General features: G+C 44.1%; 21 protein-coding genes, 2 tRNA genes and 1 pseudogene. 8 read left to right on the forward strand and 16 right to left on the reverse strand.

Annotation, left to right across the window (positions count from 1 at the left end; translation table 11 throughout):
• Positions 1-304: 304 nt before the first annotated feature.
• Together ttcA and FTV42_RS00765 are read left to right on the forward strand one after the other, a co-directional pair.
• The gene (ttcA, locus tag FTV42_RS00760) at positions 305-1,231 is read left to right on the forward strand and encodes a tRNA 2-thiocytidine(32) synthetase TtcA (protein WP_004280538.1); all 927 of its coding nucleotides are present in this window, start codon (positions 305-307) and stop codon (positions 1,229-1,231) included.
• 206 nt (positions 1,232-1,437) lie between these two features.
• The gene (locus tag FTV42_RS00765; protein ID WP_004280536.1) at positions 1,438-1,824 is read left to right on the forward strand and encodes an SCP2 sterol-binding domain-containing protein; all 387 of its coding nucleotides are present in this window, start codon (positions 1,438-1,440) and stop codon (positions 1,822-1,824) included.
• A 93-nt stretch (positions 1,825-1,917) separates the two neighbouring features.
• On the opposite strand, the gene FTV42_RS00770 is transcribed toward FTV42_RS00765, so the two are convergent.
• Positions 1,918-3,033, reverse strand: coding sequence for a transglycosylase SLT domain-containing protein (locus FTV42_RS00770; RefSeq protein WP_004280534.1), 1,116 nt, complete (start codon positions 3,031-3,033; stop codon positions 1,918-1,920).
• A 362-nt stretch (positions 3,034-3,395) separates the two neighbouring features.
• On the opposite strand from FTV42_RS00770, the gene greB reads away from it, so the two are divergent.
• From greB to epmA, 5 genes are all read left to right on the forward strand, one after another.
• Positions 3,396-3,890 (forward strand): transcription elongation factor GreB, encoded by a 495-nt coding sequence (greB, locus tag FTV42_RS00775; RefSeq protein ID WP_004731844.1) that lies wholly within the window; start codon positions 3,396-3,398, stop codon positions 3,888-3,890.
• Between the two features lie 88 nt (positions 3,891-3,978).
• Positions 3,979-4,068 (forward strand) — tRNA-Ser (locus FTV42_RS00780).
• 273 nt (positions 4,069-4,341) lie between these two features.
• Positions 4,342-4,431 (forward strand) — tRNA-Ser (locus FTV42_RS00785).
• A 180-nt stretch (positions 4,432-4,611) separates the two neighbouring features.
• Entirely contained in the window at positions 4,612-5,679 is a 1,068-nt protein-coding gene (locus FTV42_RS00790) for a 4-phosphoerythronate dehydrogenase (RefSeq protein ID WP_180037121.1), read from the forward strand.
• Entirely contained in the window at positions 5,676-6,650 is a 975-nt protein-coding gene (gene epmA / locus FTV42_RS00795; RefSeq protein ID WP_180037122.1) for an EF-P lysine aminoacylase EpmA, read from the forward strand. The genes FTV42_RS00790 and epmA overlap by 4 nt, the downstream gene beginning before the upstream one ends.
• 83 nt (positions 6,651-6,733) lie before the next feature.
• Here epmA and FTV42_RS00800 read toward each other — a convergent pair whose 3' ends face one another.
• The 14 genes and pseudogenes from FTV42_RS00800 to radA all read right to left on the reverse strand — a co-directional run bounded on the left by FTV42_RS00800 (position 6,734) and on the right by radA (position 23,756).
• Positions 6,734-7,969, reverse strand: a complete 1,236-nt coding sequence (locus tag FTV42_RS00800) for a multifunctional CCA addition/repair protein (RefSeq protein WP_180037123.1) — start codon at positions 7,967-7,969, stop codon at positions 6,734-6,736.
• Positions 7,970-8,063: 94 nt separating this feature from the next.
• Positions 8,064-10,343 carry an NADP-dependent malic enzyme gene (locus FTV42_RS00805; protein WP_004280528.1) on the reverse strand — a complete coding sequence of 760 codons (2,280 nt, stop codon included), beginning with the start codon at positions 10,341-10,343 and terminating at the stop codon, positions 8,064-8,066.
• 140 nt (positions 10,344-10,483) lie between these two features.
• Positions 10,484-13,360: a bifunctional diguanylate cyclase/phosphodiesterase gene (locus tag FTV42_RS00810; protein ID WP_180037124.1), complete on the reverse strand. Its 2,877-nt coding sequence runs from the start codon at positions 13,358-13,360 to the stop codon at positions 10,484-10,486.
• A 177-nt stretch (positions 13,361-13,537) separates the two neighbouring features.
• Positions 13,538-14,248, reverse strand: coding sequence for a 16S rRNA (uracil(1498)-N(3))-methyltransferase (locus FTV42_RS00815; RefSeq protein WP_180037125.1), 711 nt, complete (start codon positions 14,246-14,248; stop codon positions 13,538-13,540).
• A 108-nt stretch (positions 14,249-14,356) separates the two neighbouring features.
• Positions 14,357-15,193 carry a methylenetetrahydrofolate reductase [NAD(P)H] gene (gene metF / locus FTV42_RS00820; RefSeq protein WP_180037126.1) on the reverse strand — a complete coding sequence of 279 codons (837 nt, stop codon included), beginning with the start codon at positions 15,191-15,193 and terminating at the stop codon, positions 14,357-14,359.
• Positions 15,194-15,405: 212 nt separating this feature from the next.
• The gene (ahcY, locus tag FTV42_RS00825) at positions 15,406-16,788 is read right to left on the reverse strand and encodes an adenosylhomocysteinase (protein ID WP_180037127.1); all 1,383 of its coding nucleotides are present in this window, start codon (positions 16,786-16,788) and stop codon (positions 15,406-15,408) included.
• A 190-nt stretch (positions 16,789-16,978) separates the two neighbouring features.
• Positions 16,979-17,245, reverse strand: a complete 267-nt coding sequence (locus tag FTV42_RS17480) for a hypothetical protein (RefSeq protein ID WP_257223356.1) — start codon at positions 17,243-17,245, stop codon at positions 16,979-16,981.
• Positions 17,246-17,458: 213 nt separating this feature from the next.
• A complete protein-coding gene (locus FTV42_RS17485; RefSeq protein WP_257223357.1) occupies positions 17,459-17,710 on the reverse strand; it encodes a DUF4062 domain-containing protein in 252 nt (83 codons plus the stop codon).
• A 233-nt stretch (positions 17,711-17,943) separates the two neighbouring features.
• Positions 17,944-18,468, reverse strand: coding sequence for a tetratricopeptide repeat protein (locus tag FTV42_RS00835; protein WP_180037128.1), 525 nt, complete (start codon positions 18,466-18,468; stop codon positions 17,944-17,946).
• A gap of 99 nt (positions 18,469-18,567) precedes the next feature.
• Complete coding sequence (locus FTV42_RS00840; RefSeq protein ID WP_138743372.1) at positions 18,568-18,906, reverse strand: DUF3325 family protein; 339 nt, start codon at positions 18,904-18,906, stop codon at positions 18,568-18,570.
• Positions 18,903-20,636, reverse strand: a pseudogene (locus FTV42_RS00845) (PepSY-associated TM helix domain-containing protein). Before FTV42_RS00845 ends, FTV42_RS00840 begins: the two are co-directional and overlap by 4 nt.
• 1 nt (position 20,637) lies before the next feature.
• Positions 20,638-20,994: a hypothetical protein gene (locus FTV42_RS00850; protein ID WP_016807069.1), complete on the reverse strand. Its 357-nt coding sequence runs from the start codon at positions 20,992-20,994 to the stop codon at positions 20,638-20,640.
• Positions 20,995-21,241: 247 nt separating this feature from the next.
• Positions 21,242-22,246: a Tim44 domain-containing protein gene (locus FTV42_RS00855; RefSeq protein ID WP_004731819.1), complete on the reverse strand. Its 1,005-nt coding sequence runs from the start codon at positions 22,244-22,246 to the stop codon at positions 21,242-21,244.
• 118 nt (positions 22,247-22,364) lie between these two features.
• Positions 22,365-23,756, reverse strand: coding sequence for a DNA repair protein RadA (radA, locus tag FTV42_RS00860; protein WP_004731817.1), 1,392 nt, complete (start codon positions 23,754-23,756; stop codon positions 22,365-22,367).
• 174 nt (positions 23,757-23,930) lie between these two features.
• On the opposite strand from radA, the gene FTV42_RS00865 reads away from it, so the two are divergent.
• On the forward strand, positions 23,931-24,335 hold the full coding sequence (locus FTV42_RS00865) for a hypothetical protein (protein ID WP_004645721.1): 405 nt from the start codon (positions 23,931-23,933) through the stop codon (positions 24,333-24,335).
• Between the two features lie 95 nt (positions 24,336-24,430).
• On the opposite strand, the gene FTV42_RS00870 is transcribed toward FTV42_RS00865, so the two are convergent.
• Entirely contained in the window at positions 24,431-25,777 is a 1,347-nt protein-coding gene (locus FTV42_RS00870; RefSeq protein WP_044111420.1) for a sodium:alanine symporter family protein, read from the reverse strand.
• Positions 25,778-25,900 lie beyond the last annotated feature (123 nt).

Here is a 25,900-nt window from a genome sequence, read left to right on the forward strand (position 1 = left end):
ATAAATAATTAAATTGATCAAAAAATGATCAATTTAAAGAAAAGCCTTATCTTTTGAGCCGGACAAGTTGTCAAGTCTGTTTCAATCCACAAAGTTATCCACAGCTTTTGTGGACAACTGTGGAAAAGTTCAAAAGATAAGCATCTTGACTAAAAAATGAACGCAATCGTTCAATATATCAATCTAAATAAAACATGAAAATGAAACTAATAAGACATTTTCATGAAAATAAATTCTTTTGATGCGATAGCGGTCCGAATCGGCTAAAATTGCGCGGTATTTTTTTTATGGGTTAATCTCGTCTATGTACTCGCCAGTTGAGTCCGAACAAGGATTTAATTTCAAACCTGAACTGCCAACAAGCTCAGCCTACTACCGTTTGTTGAAGAAGCTTCGCCGCCAGGTCGGACATGCCATTCGTGACTTCAAGATGATTGAAGAAGGCGATAAGGTCATGGTGTGTATTTCTGGTGGTAAAGACAGTTATACCCTGTTGGATATCCTGCTACAGTTCAAGCGCATCGCACCGATCAATTTCGATGTAGTGGCTGTGAATCTGGACCAGAAACAGCCAGGCTTCCCGGAAGATGTATTACCTCGTTATTTAGAAGAAAATAACATTCCGTATTACATTTTGGAAAAAGACACCTACAGCATCACCAAAAAGTTGACGCCTGAAGGTAAAACCTACTGTGCAGTCTGTTCGCGTTTGCGTCGTGGTTCTTTATACGGTTTTGCGCAGGAAATTGGCGCGACCAAAGTTGCTTTAGGCCATCATCGTGATGATATCTTGGCGACTTTCTTCCTGAACCTGTTCCATGGCGGCAGCTTGAAAGCTATGCCACCAAAACTGTTGTCTTCAGACAAAAAGAACATTCTGATTCGCCCACTGGCCTATGTGGAAGAAAAAGACATCATCAAATATGCAGAAATGCGTCAATTTCCAATTATTCCATGTAATTTATGTGGCTCTCAGGACAACCTGCAGCGCGCAATTATCAATGACATGTTACGTGATTGGGATAAAGCACATCCAAAACGTCTGCACAGCATTTTTGGCGCATTGCAAAATGTTTCGCCATCGCAGCTGGTCGATCGTGAATTATTTGATTTTGAAGTGCTGGACAGTCAGCGTGAATTCGACTTCAAAGGCGGTGATTCAACTGAAGAAGCTGTGGAAGGCGAGAACCGTCGGATCAATATGGTCAATCTGGGCTTTGCTGCAGACTAATTTTAGAACGTGTAGACATCAGCCCGCGGGTTGATGTCTGCTTATAAACATAAATAAAAATAGAACTACAAAAATTGAACGGCGCGTACAAAATTCGTTAGCCTTTGCGCTAATGATCATGATATAACAAAGCACAAGCATAATAGCTTCAACATGATGTCGTCTGGATAGTCGACACAAATGAACAAATAATTTGAGGAAAGATCATGCCTGCTTTTTTAACTGATGATTGGTTTTCAACTGTAGAAACTCTAACTGCGCAAGCTGGCGATTTGAATTTGCCACCAGCTTTGGCGAACCTTGCGATTAATTTGGTTGTAGCGGACACTACAGGTAATACTGAACTATCTTTAGATGGTGGGGCAATCAAAAAAGGTTTGTCTTCAAATGCCAAAACTACGCTGAATATGGATGGCGAAACTCTACGTAAAGTTTTCCTAGAGTTTGATATGGCTGCTGCGATGCAGGCATTTATGACAGGTAAAATCAAAGTACAGGGTGATATGTCACAATTGATGGCACTTCAGACTGCAAAACCAAGTCAGGAACAAAAAGATTTGTTCAAGAAAGTACTTGAAAATACCACGGCTTAATTCTACTAAGACATTAGCCTGAATAAAGACGAAAAAAGCTTACCCTGAGGTAAGCTTTTTTTATGTCATTTTGATTAATGCTAAGGTTTTAGCTTAGATATTCACCAATTGTGGTGTGGTCTTGATATGTTCCAAATAAGCACGAATGCGGGTCACATATTGTACCGCTTGACGGTAGCGACCATTATTGGCTTTATTCTGATCCAGATAGGCATATAAGTTCACCCAGTTATTCGGGTTCTTGCCTTGCGACTGAATGCGCTTTTGCAACTGATTCACTGCACCTGGGCCCATATTATAAGCTACCAGTGCAAACCAGTTCCGATCTGGAAAAGGAATATGATCATAGCGACTAAGCATTTGATCATAATACTTGGCACCACCCTGAATGCTTTGAGCAGGATCGGTACGGTTACTCACGCCCATGGCTTTTGCTGTACTGTTGGTCAGCATCATCAAACCACGCACACCCGTCGGAGAAACTGAATTCGGTTTCAGATAAGATTCCTGATAACCAATGGCCGCCAGTAAATGCCAATCCAGGTCATACTGCTGCGCTGTCTGTTTAAAACTCGCTTCATAGATCGGCAGACGGTTGTTCAAATCACGTTGAATGGTGGTCCAAGATTCCTCTTTCACGACATTCTGATTATAAAATGAAGCAAGCTGCTTAATGGCACCACTTTGTTTGCCTTTGCAGACAAAAGCACTGGCCGTCTGGCTCAAAGGATCTGTAGCAGATTTAAACACCAGATTTAAATTGGTATTCAAGCCATTACTCGACAGAATTGATTCATCGCCACAAGTGGCCGAGAACGACGTCAAACGCTTGTTTTCAATGGTGCGTATATCAGTAGTCGTCATAGCCAGATTGGCTTTACCCTGAGCAACCCACTGTAGGGCAGTCTGATTATCAGGAACGATTTTAAAATCGAGTTTTACATTCAGATTGTTAGCATAGTTACGAACCAGATCATAACCGAAGCCATGCAGATGTTGTCCATCCTGGAATACGGTAGTCGGATTTTCAACCGCAACCACGGTCAACTTATTGCTATTGACCACATGATCAAACTGAAGTGTGGTCTTACTTGCATTGATACTGTGTAGGGGAATAAATGCAGTGCTCAGTACAAGTGCTTTCAAAGGGAGAGAAGAAATTACAGATCTTAGGCAAAGCCTCGACCCAGTGGATGAACTACTGTGCATGTTGTCTCCGCTACAAGTAATTTATGCCCTAAAAATCACAGCCAACAAAGCCAGAAATTTTAACAGTTTGATAAATTCAATAAGGGTTGGGCAGTCATGACGTCATTCAAAATGACAAGAGATTTAAAGATAATTATGTAGAAAAACTACATAGATTAAAAAGTAAGCATTTCCGGAAGTTGGTGGCATATTAATGATCTGAAAAACGATTGTCAAATTTTGTACACAAATTATTTTTAAAAATAATTTTAAGATATTGAAATATAAAGTTAATTTTTTTGGAATTTTACCATTGTGTTAAAGTGGTAAATAAAATAAGCTGTTTGTAAGTTAAAACACTGAAAATTTGATCAGCAAGACGTATGAAATCCAACTTAATCACTCGTGCTGGACACGATAAATTGGTGGCAGAACTTAAGAATCTCTGGCATGAAGAACGTCCTGAAATTACCAAAAAAGTGAACTGGGCAGCCAGTCTCGGCGACCGTTCTGAAAACGCAGACTACCAATATAACAAGCAAATTTTGCGTAAAATTGATCGACGGGTCAGGTATCTCGGCAAGCGCCTCGAAGAACTGAAAATCATCGATTTTTCCCCGGAGCAGGAAGGAAAAGTTTATTTTGGTGCCTGGGTGGACATTGAAAATGAAGAAGGTGAACAAAAAACTTTACGCATTGTCGGTGTAGATGAAATTTATGATCATCATCCGCAGCATATATCGATCAGTTCACCGATGGCACGCGCATTATTAGGCAAGCAGGTCGATGAGGAGGCCGAGGTATTGACCCCCTCCGGCAAGAAACTCTGGTTCATCAATTCAATTCGTTATGAAAAGCCAGAAAATTCAGCAGATTAATGGAATTGATTTTATTTTGTGCAGTTGATGCAGTGAAAGCATAAAAATATTTGCCAAGCGTGATTTTTGTTTATATCATGTCGGCCATGGAAGCGTGGCAGAGCGGTTTAATGCACCGGTCTTGAAAACCGACGAGGGTGTGAGTCCTCCGTGAGTTCGAATCTCACCGCTTCCGCCAAATTTTAAAAACCCAGTCAATTTGACTGGGTTTTTTTATGTCTCAATATTTTTTCAGTTGTTGATCTACTTGATGCTGAATGTGATTATTTCTCTCATCATTCTCTACTGAGTTAAATTCAACTCAAGATCATTGCAATACTAAAATCTTTGAATGAAAATGCCCAGGTTGGCTTTGATTTCGGATGATTTTTAGCTGAATAAGCTGCTTTTTATAGAAGTTTCGCTAAATTTTATTGCCAAAAATCTAATTTATTTATATGATGGCGGCCAAGGAAGCGTGGCAGAGCGGTTTAATGCACCGGTCTTGAAAACCGACGAGGGTGTGAGTCCTCCGTGAGTTCGAATCTCACCGCTTCCGCCAAATTTTAAAAACCCCAGTCGAAAGATTGGGGTTTTTCTTTTTAGGCTGCAGATATTGAATACTCAATTCCTCAGTCCTGAACTTAATTCATAAAATCTTGAAAAATGGACGTATCGGCCAAATATAGAGTCAGAGGCGTCAACGCGCTATCATACGTCCAAGCATCATATGGATCTCATTATGAAAATTGTCGCAGATGAAAATCTGGCATTTACCGATTATTTCTTTTCCGAATTTGGTGATATTCAACATCGTGCAGGGCGAACCTTAAGCGCAGATGATGTCAAAGATGCCGATAGCCTGTTGGTACGTTCAGTGACTCAGGTCAATGAAGTACTGCTACAGAATAGTTCGATTAAATTTGTGGGTAGTGCCACCATTGGCACAGATCATTTGGATATTGCTGCATTAGAACAGCATGGGATTCAATGGAGTAATGCAGCCGGCTGTAATGCGCAAGCAGTGGCTGAATATGTGATTACCGCGTTATTGCAGGTGCGTCCTGAATTACTCGATGCCAATGCGACATTTACCTTGGGTATTGTCGGTTTGGGTAATGTTGGAATCCGATTGGCCTACATGGCGAAGCTCTTGGGCTGGCGCGTGATTGGCTATGATCCTTTGGTGCAAAGAGAGCAGGTTGATCAAGTTGAATTTCATGAATTATTGCAGCAGGCGGAGGCAATTTCGATTCATGTCCCTTTAACTAAAACTGGTGCATATCCAACCTATTATTTATTTAATGCTGCTTCGCTGGCGCACATGCGGTCTGATGCAATCCTGATTAATTCAGCACGTGGGCCAGTCATTGAGGAAGCCGCACTGATCCAGGATATACAGGCGACACATCGAACCGTGATTTTGGATGTCTTTGAACACGAACCGCTAATTTCAGCAGAACTTCTGGATCTGGTAACTTTGGTCACCCCGCATATTGCCGGCTATAGTCTGGAAGGCAAGGCACGTGGTACCCAGATGATTTACGAAGCTTTTTGTCACATTTTTGGTTTTGCAGCCAATAAACAGTTTGAATCTCAGCTGCCTGTCTGTGAGCAGTTTTTTCAGGGGCAGGATTTAAAAATGGCTTTGCAACAGCATTTATCCCAAATTTATGACATTGCTCGTGATGATGCCAATCTACGTGCCTGTCTCAAAGAAGGTAAAGTCGATCAGCAGGCATTTGATCATTTACGTAAAACCTACCCACTACGTCGTGAGTGGGCAGCACACGGTGGGCCGAAGGCATGACAATGACGTATCAACCCACTTGTGACCTTCAAGCCATGCACGCGCGGGCGAATTTATATCGTCAAATCCGTCAGTTTTTTGCTGAGCGCGATGTATTAGAAGTCGAAACACCGATTTTGTCTCAAGCCGGTGTGACTGATGTGCATTTAGCCTCGGTACAGGCCCAGCGCCATGTGCTGGGTAAAGCGCATACACATTATTTGCAGACCTCACCCGAATTTGCCATGAAACGCTTATTGGCCAGTGGCTCTGGACCCATTTATCAAATCTGTAAAGTCTTCCGTGATGATGAACATGGGCGTAAGCACAATAGCGAATTCACCATGCTGGAATGGTATCGTCCGGGATTTAGTTTAAAAGATTTGATGTTTGAAGTATCTGATCTGTTGAATGTGACCTTGAAAGCACGTTTTGGCGAAATACGTCCGACCATTTTGAGTTATAAGCACGCGTTCATGGATCGTCTGGATCTCAATCCGCTTCAGGCAACTTTACAGGAATTGAAAGATTGCTGCCGCCGCGTTGGTCTTAATCTGGATCTGGGAAATGACCGTCTTGGCTATATCGACCTGTTATTTTCACATATGGTTGAACCGAGTCTGGGGTTTGATACCGCAGTATTGCTGACCGATTTCCCCCCTGAAATGGCTTCTTTGGCCAAAACCCGAATCGATGAAGAGGGTGAACTGGTCGCCGCACGTTTTGAGCTGTATATCGAAGGTTTAGAATTGGCCAATGCTTATGATGAACTGATTGATGCTGACGTATTACGTTCGCGCTTTGAGGCAGATAATGCTGAACGAGCCAAACTTAGCTTGCATGTCATGCCCATCGATGAATATTTACTGGCGGCTTTACCGAAGATGCCGGAATGTTCAGGGATTGCCTTGGGAATTGACCGTTTATTGATGATTGCAACTAATCAAATGAAACTGGAAAAGGTGATTACTTTTCCGGCAGATATTTCCTGATCCAGCGAATTAGATAGTTTTAATTCCTTTTTTGATAAAGAGAAATTAAGCTATAAAAAAAGCACCCGAAGGTGCTTTTTTTATTATTCAATTGTTGCGGTTTGTTGTGCTTTAAGCTCACCAAGTGCCTGAATCCGTCGTTCAATCAGCATTTCGCCAATATCCGGTCCCTGAATATCGGCAGGCAGGTCTTGTGCCTTGATGGCACGTACGGTCTGCATTGCATCAAGGACGTATTGGGCTTGTGGATAAGCACGATCTTCCAGACCTAGACGGCCACGTGAATCACATTCACACGCCTGAACAAAAGCTTCGACACGTTCAGGGCGACGTAACACATCCAGACGTTGCAATAATCGCCATAAGGTTCCCGGCTTAAGATTGAAGGCCTGATGGCATTTCAGATGCTCTTTGCACACAGCCAAAGCCAGCTGCTTGGTATACGTCGGCACTTTTAAACGGTCACACAGGTCATTCACTGGCTTGATGCCTCGCTCTTCATGCATGATATGTCGCGGTAATTCTTCAAGCGGCGTCAAAGCTTTTCCTAAGTCATGCACTAAAACGGCAAAACGTACATCCAGACTATAATTTTGACGACACGCCTGCTGCAAGGACATCATGGTATGAATGCCACAGTCAATTTCCGGATGATATTCAGGGCGCTGTGGAATGCCATATAAGGCGTCAATCTCAGGGAAGAGTACCTTTAAAGCACCACATTGACGTAATACTTCAAAATACACATCAGCATGACGTTCGGATAAAGCACGGGAAGTCTCTTTCCAGACGCGTTCTGGTGTCAATGCATTTAATTCACCGGTTTCAGTCAAGCGTTGCATTAATGCCATGGTTTCATCGGCAATCACAAAGCCTGCACTGGTATAACGGGCAGCAAAACGGGCAATGCGTAGCACGCGTAATGGATCTTCCACAAATGCATCGGAAACATGACGTAGAATCCGGTTTTCCAGATCCTGTTGACCACCATAAGGATCATAAACCTGGCCGGCATCATCCATGGCCATGGCATTAATGGTCAGATCGCGACGAATCAGATCCTGCTCCAGGGTAACGCTGACATCGGTATGAAACTCAAAACCATGATAACCAGAACCAGATTTACGTTCGGTACGCGCCAGTGCATATTCTTCTTTTGTTTGGGGATGTAGAAAAACAGGGAAATCTTTGCCTACGGGCTGATAGCCTAAGTCAAGCATTTGCGCGGGAGTTGCACCAACGACCACATAATCTTTTTCGTGATAGGGGTGTCCGAGCAAATGATCTCGAACTGCGCCCCCTACTAAATAAACTTGCATGAAAAAACCTCTATTCTTACAAGCATCATGCTACAGAATAGAGGTTTTCTCAAGTTAAGAAACGAGGCTGATGCGTCGTTATCTTGTCATCGGCTTAAAGTGCATCTTGTTCCGCTTGCTGGATCTCTGCAACAGTCAGTGCAGTCATGTTGATTACACGGCGCGTGGTCGCAGTCGGCGTCAAGATATGTACGGGTTTCGCCGCACCTAGAAGAATTGGACCAATGGTTACATTGTTGCCTGAAGTTGCTTTTAACAGGTTAAACGAGATATTGGCTGCATCCAGATTCGGCATGATCAGCAAGTTTGCAGAGCCTTTGAAACGTGAATTCGGGAATGCAAACTGACGAATGTTTTCATCCAGTGCAGCATCACCGTGCATTTCACCCTCAACTTCCAGCTCAGGCGCGATTTCAGACAGAATGTCATACACCTTACGCATTTTTTGCGCGCTGGCATCATGCTGGTCTGAACCAAAACTTGAGTGAGACAGCAGGGCAATACGTGGTGTCATACCAAAACGGCGAACTTCTTCAGCAGCCAGAATGGTCATTTCAGCCAGCTGTTCAGCCGTTGGATTAGTATTGACATACGTATCGGCAATGAACAGGTTACGGTCTTCAAGCATCAAGGCATTCAAGGTAAAGAAAGTGTTATGACCATCTTTCTTGCCAATGATGTTGCTGACGAAGTCCAGGTGAATGTCGTAGCTTGAATACGTACCACACAGCATACCGTCTGCCATACCATGTTTCACAAGCATCGCTGCGATCAGGGTCGAGCGACGACGTGCTTCACGCTGTGCATATTCAGGCGTTACACCCTTACGCTGCATGATGTTGTAGTAATCATCTGCAAACATTTCATAGTTCGGGTTCTTTTCCTGATCGACGATAGTGATATTCACACCATCTTCAAGACGCAGACCCAATTTTTTGATGTTGGCTTCAATGACAGCTGGACGGCCTACCAGAATCGGAATTGCCAAACCGTCATCTACCGCGATTTGAACTGCGCGAAGTACACGCAGGTCTTCACCTTCTGCATAAGCAATACGTTTAGGATCAGATTTAGCCTGTTCAAAGATTGGTTTCATCATGAATGCAGAGTTGTAGACAAACTCAGACAAACGTTGACGATAATGCGAGAAATCCGTGATTGGACGTGTTGCCACGCCAGAATCCATTGCTGCTTGTGCAACAGCAGGTGCGATTTCTAGAATCAAACGTTGATCCAGTGGGCCCGGAATCAGGTATTCACGGCCAAATGATGCCGATTTTTCACCATAAGTCGCCGCATCAGCTTCAACGTGTGCCATACGCGCGATCGCGTGGACACAGGCAATTTTCATTTCTTCGTTAATGGTGGTTGCGCCAACGTCCAGCGCACCACGGAAGATGTACGGGAAGCACAGTGCGTTATTCACCTGGTTCGGATAGTCAGAACGACCAGTCGCCATGATCACGTCATCACGGACTTCATGTGCATGTTCAGGCAGAATTTCTGGATCCGGATTCGCCAAGGCAAAGATGATCGGATCTTCAGCCATGACCTTGACCATTTCTTTGGTCAAAATACCTGCAGCAGAAAGACCGAGGAACATGTCTGCGCCTGCAATCACGTCACCAAGCTGAGTAGCTTCGATGTCTTGTACATAGGCTTTCTTAGATTCATCCAAGCCTTCGCGATGTGTAGTCAGCAGACCGCGTGAATCGGCAACGATGATATTCTCTTTTTTAGCACCCAGAGCACAAAGCAGATTCAAACAAGACAGTGCAGCAGCACCCGCGCCTGAAGCTACGATCTTGATGTCTTCAATTTTTTTGCCGTTGATTTGCAATGCGTTGAGGAGCGCTGAGCCGACAATAATCGAAGTACCGTGCTGATCATCATGGAATACCGGAATATTCATGCGTTCACGCAATTTTTGCTCAATATAGAAACACTCTGGCGCCTTGATATCTTCAAGGTTAATCCCGCCGAAAGTCGGTTCTAATGCAGCGACAATATCCACAATTTTGTCTGGATCATTTTCAGCAATTTCGATATCGAATACATCAACGCCAGCAAATTTTTTGAATAATACGCCTTTACCTTCCATCACCGGTTTAGAAGCTAAAGGACCAATATTACCTAGGCCAAGCACGGCAGTACCATTGGTCACGACAGCAACCAGGTTACCACGTGCCGTATACAATGCAGCAGTTGAAGGATCGCGTTCAATCTCAAGACATGGTGCAGCTACGCCAGGCGAGTAAGCAAGGGCCAAGTCACGTTGGTTGACCAATTGTTTGCTTGGTGTAACGCTGATTTTTCCCGGGGTAGGAAACTCGTGATAGTAAAGGGCCTGTTGCTTTAAAGATTGTTCGTCCATCAGTCTCTCGATCGTTGTAAAGATTACCCGGTCAGCGGGCAAAGAATTTATTTATGTTCCTGAATATACCATTTGTTAGCCAGTTCGGACAGACAAAGACGGCCGTTTTTCCAACAAACTTATTGTGGTGGGGTATGGACTTAGACTTGGGATATATAAGTCTGATGCGTCTTGTCTCGCACTAAATAAGCGGTTGCATCCTGCTCAGGAAGCGGTTTGGAAAATAAGTAACCTTGGGCAATATCACAGTCTAAATCACGTAGATATTCTAGCTGCTCTTCAGTCTCGATGCCTTCCGCGACCACGGTCATGCCCATGGCTTTACCCATGGCCACCATAGCACTGACAATGGCTGCCTGTTTGTTTTCCCCAATCTTGCAAACAAAACTGCGATCAATTTTCAGGGTATCAATAGGAAAATCAGCAAGATAGGACAGAGAGGAGTAACCTGTACCAAAATCATCTAGGGCAATATGAATATGTCGCTGTTTGATTTCATTCAACAGGTTTTTGACCGCTTCCGAATTTTCGATTAAAGAAGATTCGGTAATTTCCAGTTCCAGACTGGCGCCAGAAATCTGGTTATCTGCAATGGCTTGGTCCAGATCATCGAGCAATTGACCACGACGCAATTGCTGCGCCACGATATTGACTGATATACAAATATGATTAAAACCCAGATCATTCCATTGGCGAATCTGTTTAGCGGCTTGCTGGATCACCAGACGACCAATGTCTGAAATCAGGCTGGTCTGTTCCGCTAACGGGATAAACAGCCCGGGTGTAATAATGCCTTTTTCTGGATGATTCCAGCGAATCAGCGCTTCAAAGCCATAAATGCTTTGATCGCTGAAATTGATTTTTGGCTGATAATACACAACCAGTTCATTATTCTGGATCGCTTTACGCAAATCCCGTTCCAGGAAAACCCCTTTATTTTGTAAAGCATTATTTTCACTGGAATAAAAATGAATGGTGTTGCCACCGAGATTTTTGGCTTCGTTCAATGCCTGTTCGGCGCAATTATTTAAATAATCCAGCTGACGACCATGATCAGGATAGAATGCCACGCCCATGGACAGGGTAATCACATGATCTTGACCGTAAATATTAAATGGTCTGCTAAAGGCCTGGGCAATGCGTTCACAATGGTGCTGAACTGAAGGGCGAATATGCGAAATTTCATAGAGAATCGCAAAATCATCGCCATTCAGATGTGCCACAAATAGCGCTTCTGCATTGGTCATGCGCAGCCGCTGCGCCACCTGACGTAAAAGTTCATCACCGCCGTTATTGGACAGATATTCATTCAATGGGCGGAAACGGTCGATGTTAAGTCGAATCACAGCCATCTCTTTAATCGAGTCTTTTTGCGAAACCAGATATTGATGCAACTGATAATTATAATAGAAGCGGTTCGGTAAATCGGTCAGCGTGTCATAATTTTCCAGATAGGACAGGCGCTGTTCCTGTAATTTACGTTCAGTCAGATCTGATACGATGCCAATATAATGGGTAATCCGGCCTTCATCATCAGTCACGGCATTAATATGCAGCCATAAGGTCGACTCTTTGCCAGACAGAAATTTGGCATAGACCTCTCCATCATAAGAGCCAATCTTTTGAATCTGTTTGACAATATTGGCCTGAAAAGCACGTTGCTGGGATTTATTTTGCACTGCAATATCAAATAAGGATTTACCGATAATCTCGTCACGCTCAAAACCGCTCAGGTATTCGTAATGAGGATTCACATCAATATAATCCAAATCAGGATTCAGAATGAAAATGCCTTCCGCAGCCTGTTCCAGTACACTGGCCACCAGCTTTAAACGTTCCTGAGACAGACGTTCCTGCTGGATATCACGCCGGATACCGACCATGCGCAAGGGTTTTTTATTTTTAGGATCACGACTGATCACCCGGCCGATATCATGCACCCAACTCCAGCCACCTTCACTGAGCTTGATCCGGTAAGTGGCATCATAGCGGTCAATCTGGCCACGCAGATGCTGCTTCATATTGCGCTTAAAATAGTCCAGATCTTCAGGGTGGATCAAATGCTCTAATTGCAGATGATGATCTTTGGAGTCACGCAGAATCTTTTCGTCTTTATGATTGGTTAGGGTGATGCTGCGCTCTTGAATATTCCAGTCCCATGGGCGAATACCGGCAATTTCATGTGCAAGTTCCAGATTCTGCTGCTGATTCTTCAGGTCATGATTGATCTGTTCAATATCATAAGTACGTTCCCGTACTTTTTGTTCCAGCAATTGATTGTTGAGCTGTAATTGCAGTTCGATGTCTTTGGATTTATTGACTTCAGCTTTGAGCTGTTGACACAGTTCGTCGGTCCAACCGACTTGCTGCTCGGCATTTTTCACCAGAATATCATTTTCTGCATAGAGGCGTGAGGTGCGGCGATGAATGCGGTAGCTACTAGTCGCACACAGCAGAATCACAATCATGGCGAAATTTAAGGCTAGTGCAAAGAAGGGGTTGGAATGACCGACCTGATAAATTTGTGACAGTAAAAAGGGCAGTAATGAGGGTAAAAATGCCAGACAGAAATAACTGAGTTTTTGGGTTAAATAGGTTAAACCAAAGGTTTGAGTGACGATCAACAACAAGGCGGACAAGGTCAGCGCTTCAATATCGTCAAAGGCCGGGTTGGCTTGAGGCAAATAATAGTAAATGGTAAAAATACCAGATGCGATGCTGAGGCCTACAGCCAGACTCTGAATCTGTAACCAGCGGTGCGCGCTTTTCTGGTTATATTGCTCAGGTTTAAAATACAGTGTAGTGACCAGCCAGCATATACTGACCAGAAACTCTGTCAGAATGAACCAGGTATTAAAATAAGTATTAGAAGGATTATATTGAATGTGATAAATACAAAAAATATAAAAGCAGATCACCATGATGCTGATTAAGAAATAGCGACTATGGCGCAGCGTGTTTGCAATCTGCGCATCATGTAAATGTTGCTGAATATAGTCGTTCTGATTATCAACCATGTAATTCAATGCCTGTATTCATCCTAAACGGTTTTCGTCCTTGTACATTGTTGTTATAAAAACCCCAGGAAATGTGTGAAATCAATTAATAAGTATTTATTATTCTTTAGTCGAGATTAGTTGTCTTAAAAATAAAAATCAACAAAATTAAAGACAAATTTTTACTCATCTGATGAACTAAAGCACATAATTTAAAATTGACAGGGCAACCACAGGGGCTGTTTCGGTACGCAGTACACGTTCGCCTATACACCAGTTCAGAAAACCTTTCTGGTTTGCGGCATTAATTTCTGCCTCACTCAGACCACCTTCGGGACCAATCAACAGGGCAAGATCCAAGGTCGCTTCTGACAGTACATCGGCTTCATCTTTATTCGGTGCCAAAACCAGTTTGGTGTTGGGTAGCTCTGTATCCAGCCATTTTTCAAGTGACATGGGCGCTAAAATCTTGGGAACGATATTCAGCCCAGACTGTTCACAAGCGGCAATCGCAACACCTTGCCAGTGATCCAGTTTCTTCTGGTCACGATCATACTTCAAGCGCATTTCACAGCGATCTGAAGTCAGTAGCTGAATTTCGGAGACACCCAGTTCGACCGCTTTCTGAATCGCATAATCCATGCGGTCGCCTTTACTCATTACCTGACCGAGCAAGGCCTGAAACTTGGGTGTACGATTGGCAGGATTAAATGCCTTGACCGAAACGGTGGCTGATTTTTTGGCAACCTCAGTCAGGGTTACCTCATACTCGCCACCCTGTCCATTGAACAATGTCGCGCTTTCACCCACTTGAGCACGTAATACCTTGGCCCAATGATGAAAAACGGTTTCCGTTAACTCAACCGTAGTATCAACATTTAAGTCTGCTTCAATAAAAAAACGTGGCATGTCGGAATTACTCTCAGGTGGAACAAAACAAGACTGCATTGCTCTTTACACCCTTTTTATGTTTCTCCTTAAGGGAGAAAAAGGGTCAGATCAATGCAGCCTGAAAACTTATGCGAGACCTAGGTCTTTTACAAGTTGATGTGTCGGATCAGTGGTGTTCATGGTGTAGAAATGCAGACTTGGTGCACCACCTGCAAGCAGGCGCTCACAGAATTTAACCACAACTTCATGACCAAAGGCTTTAATGCTGGCACTATCATCCCCATAGGTGGCCAGTTGCTTGCGAATCCAGCGTGGAATTTCAGCACCGGTACCATCAGCAAAACGAATCAGGTTGCTGGCATTGGTAATCGGCATGATCCCTGGTGCAACAGGAATATCAATGCCTGCTTTCTGGATGCGATCTACAAAGTAGAAATAGGCATCTGGATTGAAGAAGAACTGGGTTAAAGCGGCATTGGCACCCGCCTGAACTTTTTCAACAAAGTGCTGAATATCTTTGTCAAAGCTTTCGGCTTGAGGATGCATTTCCGGATAAGCTGCCACTTCAATCTTGAAGTGATCACCTGAATGTTCACGGATAAAGCGAACCAGATCTTGTGCATAAGGTAATTCACCCAAACCGACCTGACCTGAAGGTAAGTCACCACGCAGGGCAACAATACGGTCAATGCCCTGGGATTTGTACAGGTCTAGAAGTTCAGCAATACGCGCTTTGTCATCGCCAATACAAGACAGGTGAGGGGCAACAGGTGCGCCTTTGCCATTAAAGTCATTGATGGTAGACAAGGTGCGTTCACGAGTCGAACCACCGGCACCATAGGTTACAGAGAAGAATTCTGGGTTGAGCAATTGTAGTTCTTGATGAACGACTTTGAGTTTTTCCGCACCGACATCGGTTTTGGTCGGGAAGAATTCAAATGAAATTGGAATATGCTTAGACATGTTGAAATCCTTTTTACTTATCACCCTCTCCCTGACCTCTCCCAAAGGGAGAGGAGTATTCATTACTGAATAACACAGGGTTTTAGCTCAAATTATTGACATGCCAAAAATAAAGCTTGTCATGCAATGGCTTGAGAGATTCACCCTCTCTTACGCTTGTTTTAAAGCTGTGCTTAAAACAAGCTCAGGGAGAGGGATGGGGTGAGGGCTAATTAATATTTATAAGCATCCGCTTTAAACGGACCTTCAACTTGAACGCCTAAATAGTCAGCTTGTTCTTGAGTCAGTTGAGTCAAGACACCACCGAAACCAGCAACCATTGCTGCAGCCACTTCTTCGTCTAGCTTCTTCGGTAATAGTTCAACACGAATCGCGGCCTGTTTTTGATCTTCAGGAAGATCAGCAAATTTTTCAGCGAACAGGTGCATTTGCGCCAATACCTGGTTAGCAAAAGAACCGTCCATCACACGTGAAGGGTGACCAGTCGCATTACCTAGGTTCACCAAACGGCCTTCTGAAAGAAGAATCAGGTAATCGTTTTCATTTTCTGAACGATACACTTGGTGTACTTGTGGCTTCACTTCAACCCACTTGTAACCACGTAGGTAGTTCGTGTCGATTTCAGTATCAAAGTGACCGATGTTACAAACCACAGCGCCAGCTTTCAATGTATCCAGCATTGCAGCGTCACATACATGGTAGTTACCAGTGGTGGTGACGATCAGGTCTGTATTCAAAAGAAGGTCAGTATTCACGTCTTCTTTCTTACCAGTTTGCACGCCGTTTTTGTATGGAGATACAACTTCGTAACCGTCCATGCATGCTTGCATTGCACAGATTGGATCGATTTCAGATACGCGAACGATCATGCCTTCTTGACGAAGAGATTGTGCAGAACCTTTACCTACGTCGCCATAACCGATGACAAGCGCACGACGGCCAGATAACAGCATATCTGTACCACGTTTGATCGCGTCATTCAGTGAATGACGGCAACCGTATTTGTTGTCGTTTTTAGATTTGGTTACTGAATCGTTGACATTGATTGCAGGAACTTTCAATGAACCGTCTTTCCACATTTCAAGCAGACGTTGAACACCTGTGGTGGTTTCTTCAGTAATACCGTGAATTTTAGCAATCAGTTCAGGATATTTTTCATGCACAACAGCAGTCAAGTCACCGCCATCATCCAGAATCATGTTGGCATCCCAAGGTGTGCCATTGACATTGATTTGCTGTTCCAGACACCACATGTATTCTTCTTCAGTTTCACCTTTCCAGGCAAATACTGGAATACCTGAAGCCGCAATTGCAGCAGCAGCGTGATCTTGAGTCGAGAAGATGTTACAAGAAGTCCAGCGAACTTCTGCACCCAATTCAACCAGAGTTTCAATTAAAACTGCAGTTTGAATGGTCATGTGGATACAGCCGAGAATTTTCGCGCCTGCCAGTGGTTTTGCAGCTGAGTAGCGTTTACGCAGACCCATGAGGGCTGGCATTTCAGCTTCTGCAAGCTTAATTTCTTTACGGCCGTAATCAGCAAGTGAAATATCAGCAACTTTGTAATCTGTAAATGAAGCAGTAACCGCGTTCATCAGGATCTCCTAGGAAAAAATAGATTGGATCGTTCTGTTCGCGGATGCCGTTGTTGATCAGAACGAATGTCTGACCGATGGTCGAGCCTAGCGATTTTACATTTAGTGCCTGTAAAACGTCGCAGCATCCCTCGACTAGCGCAGTATTGTACTTGGAATCTAAACATGAGCCAAGTTGAAAAAGATAATATTACTTACTTTCTTCAAGTTGAGCTTTTAATTGGTCAAAAGCTTTCCAACCTTCTTTAGTTAAATCAAATAATTCACCTTTATAACCTCGATCCTTAATTAAACCTAAATTCACTAATTCATTAAGAGCATCTTCCCATTTAGCTAATTCTCTAGCCTTATCAAGATCAAGGTTTAGATTGCCTACAAATAGGGATTGACCACCTAAATATCGCCGGAAGTGAATTTGACTCTCTGCATCGCCTGCATTTAATAATATTTGTACCATTTCCTCTGTTGGCTCAATTGTAGTTTTTGGATTGGCAACGTTTTGGGTAGAGGAAGGAAGAACATTTGTTAAGATAGATTGAACATATTCATTATTTTGAATTTGGATAGATAAATGATCTTTAATTTTTTGTTTAAAGTTAGAATGATTGTCATAAAATTCTAATAACCCTTCTTTAAGCCAAATTTGGGTTTGATCTCTTAAAAACTGTAATTACTGTAAATCAATATTGGGAGGGTAAGACTTTTTAGAAATATATATCGAAGCTAATTTATTTTTTTCGCAGTGTTTCGCTATTTCTTCTACTGTTCCACTAACATATTCGCCAGTTGGTGAACCTAGGCGAGTCCAGAAAATACCAATCAGAATATCTGAATCATTCAGAATACTTTTGTTGATAATTTCTTGAGGCCGACTTCCCATTTGAGGGGCAACATTATTTTCCCAGCCGACAGGATTTAGCATTACACCAAATTGCTTAGAGTGAATTGCGTTTCATTCATAAATTGCATCGCGGACGAGTTGTCTTTCCTCTATCACATCACTAGGTGATGCGATCATTACATTTAATACGGTTGCTTGGTAAGCCATATTGTTATCAGAATATTATTAATATTAACGACTAATATATATGTGCTTTTTCAATTGAGCCAGATTATTTTTATAATAAAAAGCCCATCATCTGACGGGCTTTTTATTTATTCTATTTCCTGTTCAATCTCATCTGCTTTTTGTGTCCAGTAATCTGCCTTTATGTCATCAGCTACAACACCAAGACCATTGGCATAAATAAAAGCAAGATCGCGCATGGCCTGAACTTCACCCCATGCCGCAGCCTGTTTGACTAAAGAAATTGATTTCTCTACATCTTTTTCAATCACGTCACCGCGACGGTAGAAACCGGCCAGCTCTAAAGTCGCAGCAGGGTGCTTCTCAATATTGGCCTTGCTTAACCAGTAATAGGCTAACTCAAAGTGAGCTTTAGATTCTTCCGGATCTTCTTCTGCTAATTCTTTGGCATACACGGTGTAACCTTCACCTAGCCAATACATTGCATCAACCAGTCCGCCGTTGGCAGCTTTCAATGCCCATTCTTCAGCAAGAATGATGTCATCATCATGCTCGCTTTGCATATACAGTTCAGCCAGTTCAAATTGCGCTTCAGCATTGCCAGCTAAGGCAAGATTAGTCAGGACAGCAGAGGGAGAAACACGCTGGGTCATATCAACATCTCAAAAATATTGTGCGTAGACTAAAAGGTTTAAAGCAAAAAAGCCAATCCGAAGGTTAGCTTTTTAAAGAGATTGGTCAATCAATGATTATTAGATCAAGCAAAGAATCCCTGAGATCAAAGCGATAAACACACAAAACATTACGATCACTTTAATTTTACTTTCCAGATAGCTCAGACTTAAACCGACCACCAGTGCTGCAAAAGTCAAACTACCCAGCCAGTAACTGATCATATTGCTGACAGCTCCTGTCAACAGGCACAGAATCAGGGCAATTATGAGCAATAGCCAGCCGAGAATAGTCGCAAGTAGTGTTTTTGCAGGATCAAGTTCTGTGTCAAAAATCTGTTTTTGATGTTTGGACATCGACATTGCAAGCGCAAAGAAACCCAGCGAAGTTAAAGTCCAAATCAGTAAGAAGAACATCATGCCTGCTTCTCCTTGAAAGCAGCCTTGGCTTTTTTAGACTGCAAGCCTTTATGGTTTTTCACTTTTTTAAATTAAAACCAGAACAGGATCGCAAGCACCCACATCGCCAGATCAAAAGAAGCAATGACCCATTGACCATGCATGATGGTGTTCCAGATCGCCTGACCGCCGGTCATGGAGTTCACGATTGGGAGCAAGGTAAATGCGGCAGTGGCAAGCAGTAATAGTTCCAGCCAGGCCTGATGATGAGTGCGAATCATGGCATACAGTAAAGTCAGCAACCAGACAATAAAGAAGCTACGAATTTCCCAGTTCAGACGCATGTCCATGTCTGCCGGAATAAAACGGTTGGCATAGAAATAGGCAGCACAGGCAACAGGTAAACCAATAATGGCAGCGATATTGGTGACTTCCACAAGACGATAACCAAACGATTTATAGCCTTGTTTCTGTTGCTGTGGTGCACGTTTGACACACCATAGAATCAAGCCGGTGGCAATCATCAAGGTACCCACCACACCTGACATGAACAATAACCAGCGTAACGCCAGATCTACGCCACGTGCTTCATGTAGTGTGGTGAACATGTTATAGATACCATTTGCGACTGAAGGCGTTTTCAGGGTGGTTTGATCCGGCTCTAAATCACCGGTCACACCATTGAAAGCAAGGCTCGGATAAACATTACGATAAGCTACGCTGACTCCGTTTAAGGCACGAAGCTCAATTTCTGCTTTTACGGTATTTGGCTGGATGATGGTTATCGTGCCAACCGGGTTGTTTTTCCATTCTTTCTTTGCTGTTGCCAAGATCGGATTCAGATCGGTTGACGGTGCAGGAGGTGCAGCTTGCATTTCATCACGAGAGCGGCGACCTTCACTGCGTGCAGACATTTCACCGCGCTCGCCACGATTTTCTCTCTCAGCTTGCGGTCGACGTTTTTTGCTCTCACTATGGGTTTCACGGGATTCAGCCTGAATACTGTTGTCTTGAACCAAACTCTTACGTTGATCCTGAAGGAAAGCACCACGATTTTCATAAATCTGGTTTACGCCCCAGGGCATGAGGGTAAAAAGCAATAATAATAAGCCACTGAAGGTAATCATGATGTGAAAGGGCAGGGCAAATACCGCAGTAGCATTGTGTGCATCCAACCATGAACGCTGACCTTTGCCGGGACGGAAAGTAAAAAAATCCTTGAAAATTTTCTTATGGGTAATGACACCGCTGATGATTGCCACCAGCATGAGCAGGGTCGCAACGCCGACAATCCAGCGCGCCCAGATTCTTGGCAAACCATACAATTCAAAGTGGAAACGATATAAGAATGAACCACCGCGTGTTTCACGCGCTTGCAAAACTTCGCCGGTGGCGCTGTCAATCGTCACGCGGGTACCGCCACGACGGGCACGCGGATCTTCGCCGGCACTACGAATAGTCAGGGTGGTAGTATTTTGGCGTGAGTTAGGAAGCTGGATTGCCCAGCTGCCAGCATCCGGATGGTGCTGTTGCAGATAAGCCAGTGCCACACGGGTTTGTTCGATTTGAGTCTTTGGTGGAACTGATTGATGAAATTCCGGTTTCATCCAGACGGTAATTTCGTTCTGGAAAAAGCTTAAGGTTCCGGTCAAGAAAATCGCATATAAAAGCCAGCCTAAAATCAGACTGGCCCAAGTATGCAACCACGACATCGACTGGCGTGGACCTTCGGGTTTTGCATCTACTCTCATCTCAATTTCCTAAAAGCTTATAGGCGATATAGAGTAAAACACCGGGAATCGCGATCCCGAGCGTAGCTTTGAGCGTCTTATTCACCATAAATACCCAGATAAATGCAGCAGCATTCAAGCTAAAGCCAATCAGGGTGGCGGACATGGCTGCACTGCTTCCACTGTCGATAAAAAGCTGGGCAATCACGATCGTTGCCAGTGTAGCCAGTAGATAACCGCCAGCACCCGCCAGAATAAAGCGATATAAAATCATCCCACGATAAGCCAGCATACTTGCTTTGACTTTATTTTTGCTTGATGGTTTCGGTGCAGTAACTGTTCCAGTCGCTATGGCTTGCATATTCGGACTATTCATCATCGAAAATTCTATTTACAAACTTATGAAGTATTTAATGATAATGATAACAATTATTGTTTAGATTTTAAATATGGGTTATTGAACTATTTATATGAAAAATAAGTAAAACTGGAAGTTAGATTAAAAAAGATAGGGGGAAGGGAATTAAAAAAGAGAGGGGGAAGGGAATTAAAAAAGATCAAAATGTAAGGCTTGAAAATAAAAACAGCGGCTCGAAGGCCGCTGTCTAAACTTCATTTATTCACGATTAGTCTTGCTGAATACCTGCAACCACCCAGTCCTGATTTGAACCTGCTGGTTTGGTGAAATGCCAGATTTCTGCGAACGGTTGCGGCAAGCTGTTCAAGTCTTCGCTTACCGTACCTGTAAAGCGTACGCTGACAATATACTGGCCATTGTCAGTCGATGAGTCGACGACCATCGCATTCAGATTTGAAAACTCGGCAACATCCTGATCCTGATTGCTCATGATGTCGTTATACATTGACTGATAAAGTTCAGGAGTCAGATAACGCTGAATTTCAGAAATGTTGCTTGCTGTATTCATGGACTGAATATGGTTAAAACGCTGACGCGCTACACGCAAGAATGCTGCAGGTTCAGTACCATCCGGTAACTGGCTGCCACTTTGGGTATAAGCTGCACCAAAAGGCGCGTTATTTACCGGAGCAGAACCGAACGGAGCATTGTTGCTTGACGTTTGACCACCCACATTCTGACCAAAAATATTGGTACTGTCACCACCGCGAGGTGCAGTCGGTGCCTGACCAAAAGGTGCTGTATTACCAGCACCGCTATTTGGTGCGTATGGGTTAGAAGCTACTTTTTTTTTTGCGCCCATCTTACGGAAAATGAAGAAGGCAACAGCAGCAGCAAGAAGGATCCAGATCCAGCCTGGAATACCACCTTTTTCCTCTTCGGCTTGAGCAGCCTGAGCTTCAGATGCTGCTACACTTTGATCATCCGCCAAGGCATTGGCAGCAACTGCACCAATCGCAGCACCGGCTACACCCGCGGCAACCATGCCGCCGACACCCGGACCGGATTTTTGCTGGGTTGCAGCACCGGCAACTGGCGCTTGTTGAGCAGGCGCAGCTTGACGAGGTTGTTGATAAGATTGAGTAGGTTGTGCAGAACGTTGCATGCCGTGACTTTTACCGCCACCAGCACGTTTTGCTTCAGCTGCAAAAGGCGCAACCAATAAAACTGCTGTCAAGATACCTGTGATCAAACCGCGCTGTCGAACTTCCATTCATTTTTCCTATGAGAATAAAACCTGTTTGTACAGTCTATTTATATAGGCTTTGTGTGGAATTTCAATCAAAAATCTGTATTTTTTTGCTCTTTGTACGAAATGAGCCGGTTTACAGTTAATTGAGTTCATCACTCAGCGCCATTGCCTCGCTCAAGGCTTCATGTAAACGCGCAACTGCAATAATTTGCACGCCCTCGATGGATTTTTGCGGTGCATTGCCGCGAGGGACAATAATGTATTTAAAACCATGTTTAATCGCTTCTTTCAGCCTTTCCTGACCGTTCGGCACAGGGCGAATCTCTCCAGACAGTCCGACTTCCCCAAAAACCGCCAGCTGTTGCGGTAAGGCTTTGCCACGAATGCTGGAAGCGCAGGCCAGCAGTACAGCTAAATCTGACCCAGTTTCGGTAATTTTAAGGCCACCGACAATATTGACATACACATCCTGGCCGGAGGTTTGCACACCACCATGCCGATGCATGACTGCAAGGAGCATATTCAAGCGGTTCTGATCCAGGCCGAGCGCTACACGTCTTGGTTGGCCATGTGCATCATCGACCAGTGCCTGAACCTCAACCAGTAGCGGGCGCGTACCTTCGCGGCTGATCATTACAATCGAACCGGGAATCGCTTCATCATAACGGCTTAAAAAGATGGCTGAAGGATTGGACACTTCGCGCAGACCTTTATCGGTCATGCCGAACACACCGAGTTCATTGACTGCACCAAAACGGTTTTTGACCGCTCGGATCATCCGGTAACGTGAATCAGACTGGCCTTCAAAATACAGTACACAGTCGACCATATGTTCCAGTACACGTGGGCCGGCCAGTGCGCCTTCTTTGGTTACATGACCGACCAGAAACAAAGACGTGCCACTATTTTTCGCAAAACGGGTCAACAGGGCCGCTGATTCACGAATCTGTGAGACACCGCCCGGTGCAGATTGCAGGGTTTCGGTATACAGGGTTTGGATCGAGTCCAGAATGGCTACCGCAGGACGTTGCTGGGCCAGTACTTCACAAATACGTTCGACACAGGTTTCTGCCATGACTTTGAGCTGGTCGGTTGGCAGATCCAGACGTTGGGCACGTAAAGCAACCTGAGACAAAGATTCCTCACCGGTCACATACAGGGCCGGATTTTTGGCAGATGCCATGTGCGTGGCTGTTTGTAGCAAAATGGTGGATTTACCAATCCCGGGATCACCGCCGATCAGGACCACCGAACCGGTTACCAGTCCGCCACCCAAAACCCGGTCAAATTCGCTGATACCCGTCGGCAGACGGGTTTCATGAGAGACTGAGACCTGATTTAAAGTCGTGATGCTGGACGCCTGACCTGCATATCCACCACCGATTTTTGGCTGAGCGCGATGTGTCACTGCGGGTGCAATGGTCACCTCAACCAGGCTATTCCATTCCCCGCATTCAGAACACTGCCCCGACCATTTTGGATGATCGGCACCACATTGTTCACAACGATACACACTTTTTGCTTTAGCCATATTTGAAGATGAAGCGATTGAAATTGAGTGACAGCATAGCGGTGAATGCTATCGAAAACCAAGCCTTTCACCTGAAAAATCATGGTTTTTACGACAAGGCTTGTCGTTTTTATTTATGCTGATTTGAATGCTATGCGTCAACGCCGTCTATAATGCCCATCTTGTTATGCTGGAATGGAACAGATCTTGTCACAATTGTTGAAACATATTGATGCGATCGCACGTGAAAAAAACCGTGATGTGCTGTTTGTGCATTTTGATCATTATGTACATCCAGATCGGGACGCAAACTCGGTTCGCCAAATGTTGATCGGCTGGCTAGAGCAACAGGGCATTGTCTATATGCCGTGTTTAGGTGTGGATCAAACCGTCCATAGTGAAATCTACCTGGGTGGTCTTTATCTGGATGTACCTTTTGATCTGCATCATAAAACCTATCAAAAATTGAGTGGATATCTGGAAGATGAACAGGGCAATATGAAAATTAAAGGCATTCAGTTTTTTGTTTTATCTTTAGGACTAGCGTTGGAGCTTGAATCTGAGTGGGACAAGCTGGCTTGTAGTGGTTTACGTTGCTAAATTTTCATGATGAAGAATGGAAAAGATGAAGCATAAAAAGCCACGATTGACGTGGCTCTTTACTATTTAAGTTGAGTAGTTAAATAACTTATCAATTAATAAAGTTCACCAGATTTACGTCTTGCAATAAAGTCTTTCGATTCCTTGGCAATCACTCCGGATAAAAGCAATAGTGCAATTAAGTTTGGAACCGCCATGAGCCCATTAAAGGTATCGGCGAAGAGCCAAACCAGATCAAGGGTCGCCACACAGCCAATAAATACCGAAGCGATATAAATAATGCGATAGGGCAGCACAAACTTCTCACCGAGCAAATAAGTGGCACATTTCTCGCCATAGTAGCTCCAACCCAAGATGGTGGAATAAGCAAAGAAAATAATCCCGAGGGTCACAATCCAGCCGCCGATCCCAGGCAACAGTTTGTCAAACGCGCTGATGGTCAATACTGCACCGGTTTGATCTCCGAATGAATTACCGGCCATGATATAACCCATCACCAGAACAATACCGGTAATTGAACAGACAATAATCGTATCAATAAACGTACCGGTCATAGACACCAGACCTTGACGGGCCGGATGATCGGTTTTTGCCGCTGCGGCAGCAATCGGCGCAGAACCCATGCCGGCTTCGTTGGAGAATACACCACGTGCCACACCATAACGAATCGCTGCACCAATCGCACCGCCCACTGCAGCTTCACCAGTAAATGCATAGCTGAAGATCATTTTTAGTGCCGGCACGACCAGTTCCAGATTATTTAAAATAATAATCAGACCGCCAGCCACATAACCCACCGCCATAATCGGCACGATCACAGAAGAAGCTTTGGAAATCGATTTGATTCCGCCCAGAATCACCAGTGCTGAAAAGGCAGTGATAATGATCCCCGTCATCCAGGTTTCAATGCCCAGGCTGTTTTCAACTGCCAGTGCTACGGTATTCGACTGTACTGAACTGCCGATCCCAAAAGAAGCCAGTGTCCCGAACAAAGCGAAAATCAGTGCCAGCCATTTCCATTTCAGACCACGTTCGATGTAGTACATCGGACCACCGGACATTTCACCTTTCTCATTTTTCACTCGGTATTTGACTGCCAGAACACCTTCGCCATATTTGGTCGCCATACCAAACAAGGCAGTCATCCACATCCAGAACACGGCGCCCGGGCCACCGAGGACACAGGCAGTGGCTACGCCGGCAATGTTACCGGTACCAATCGTGGCAGAGAGTGCGGTCATGAGTGAAGCGAATTGGGAAATGTCCCCTGAGTGGTCAGGATGCTTGCCAAAGACCTGTTTGAAGGCTAGGGGCAACATGCGGAACTGCCAGAACAATAAACGGAAGGTGAGGAAGATCCCGGTACCAACAATCAGTACCAGCATATAAGGGCCCCACACCCAGCCGCTTAAAGTTTCCATTAAACTTTGTAAATTTTGCATAAAATTCTTCTTATTGATCCATGTCTGTGTAGTTCGAGGTATTGATTAAAAAGCAATTGCTATGCCAGATACATTCATCCTGAATGCATAAATTGACTGAATAGTGTTCTATTTTTTACACAG

Origin of the sequence: Acinetobacter sp. YH16052, assembly GCF_013417155.1 — a bacterium.
GTDB lineage: Bacteria > Pseudomonadota > Gammaproteobacteria > Pseudomonadales > Moraxellaceae > Acinetobacter.

Bases quoted from the DNA above. Each gene is read 5' to 3' on its own strand.
- FTV42_RS00840 (WP_138743372.1), bottom strand. From the start codon at position 18,906: ATGATGTTCTTCTTACTGATTTGGACTTTAACTTCGCTGGGTTTCTTT.
- ttcA (WP_004280538.1), top strand. From the start codon at position 305: ATGTACTCGCCAGTTGAGTCCGAACAAGGATTTAATTTCAAACCTGAA.
- FTV42_RS17485 (WP_257223357.1), bottom strand. From the start codon at position 17,710: ATGCTAAATCCTGTCGGCTGGGAAAATAATGTTGCCCCTCAAATGGGA.
- FTV42_RS00865 (WP_004645721.1), top strand. From the start codon at position 23,931: ATGGAACAGATCTTGTCACAATTGTTGAAACATATTGATGCGATCGCA.
- FTV42_RS00800 (WP_180037123.1), bottom strand. From the start codon at position 7,969: ATGCAAGTTTATTTAGTAGGGGGCGCAGTTCGAGATCATTTGCTCGGA.
- FTV42_RS00790 (WP_180037121.1), top strand. From the start codon at position 4,612: ATGAAAATTGTCGCAGATGAAAATCTGGCATTTACCGATTATTTCTTT.
- FTV42_RS00815 (WP_180037125.1), bottom strand. From the start codon at position 14,248: ATGCCACGTTTTTTTATTGAAGCAGACTTAAATGTTGATACTACGGTT.
- metF (WP_180037126.1), bottom strand. From the start codon at position 15,193: ATGTCTAAGCATATTCCAATTTCATTTGAATTCTTCCCGACCAAAACC.
- FTV42_RS00850 (WP_016807069.1), bottom strand. From the start codon at position 20,994: ATGATGAATAGTCCGAATATGCAAGCCATAGCGACTGGAACAGTTACT.
- FTV42_RS00805 (WP_004280528.1), bottom strand. From the start codon at position 10,343: ATGGACGAACAATCTTTAAAGCAACAGGCCCTTTACTATCACGAGTTT.
- epmA (WP_180037122.1), top strand. From the start codon at position 5,676: ATGACAATGACGTATCAACCCACTTGTGACCTTCAAGCCATGCACGCG.
- FTV42_RS17480 (WP_257223356.1), bottom strand. From the start codon at position 17,245: ATGGTACAAATATTATTAAATGCAGGCGATGCAGAGAGTCAAATTCAC.
- radA (WP_004731817.1), bottom strand. From the start codon at position 23,756: ATGGCTAAAGCAAAAAGTGTGTATCGTTGTGAACAATGTGGTGCCGAT.
- FTV42_RS00855 (WP_004731819.1), bottom strand. From the start codon at position 22,246: ATGGAAGTTCGACAGCGCGGTTTGATCACAGGTATCTTGACAGCAGTT.
- FTV42_RS00770 (WP_004280534.1), bottom strand. From the start codon at position 3,033: ATGCACAGTAGTTCATCCACTGGGTCGAGGCTTTGCCTAAGATCTGTA.
- FTV42_RS00870 (WP_044111420.1), bottom strand. From the start codon at position 25,777: ATGCAAAATTTACAAAGTTTAATGGAAACTTTAAGCGGCTGGGTGTGG.
- FTV42_RS00765 (WP_004280536.1), top strand. From the start codon at position 1,438: ATGCCTGCTTTTTTAACTGATGATTGGTTTTCAACTGTAGAAACTCTA.
- greB (WP_004731844.1), top strand. From the start codon at position 3,396: ATGAAATCCAACTTAATCACTCGTGCTGGACACGATAAATTGGTGGCA.
- FTV42_RS00835 (WP_180037128.1), bottom strand. From the start codon at position 18,468: ATGACCCAGCGTGTTTCTCCCTCTGCTGTCCTGACTAATCTTGCCTTA.
- FTV42_RS00810 (WP_180037124.1), bottom strand. From the start codon at position 13,360: ATGGTTGATAATCAGAACGACTATATTCAGCAACATTTACATGATGCG.
- ahcY (WP_180037127.1), bottom strand. From the start codon at position 16,788: ATGAACGCGGTTACTGCTTCATTTACAGATTACAAAGTTGCTGATATT.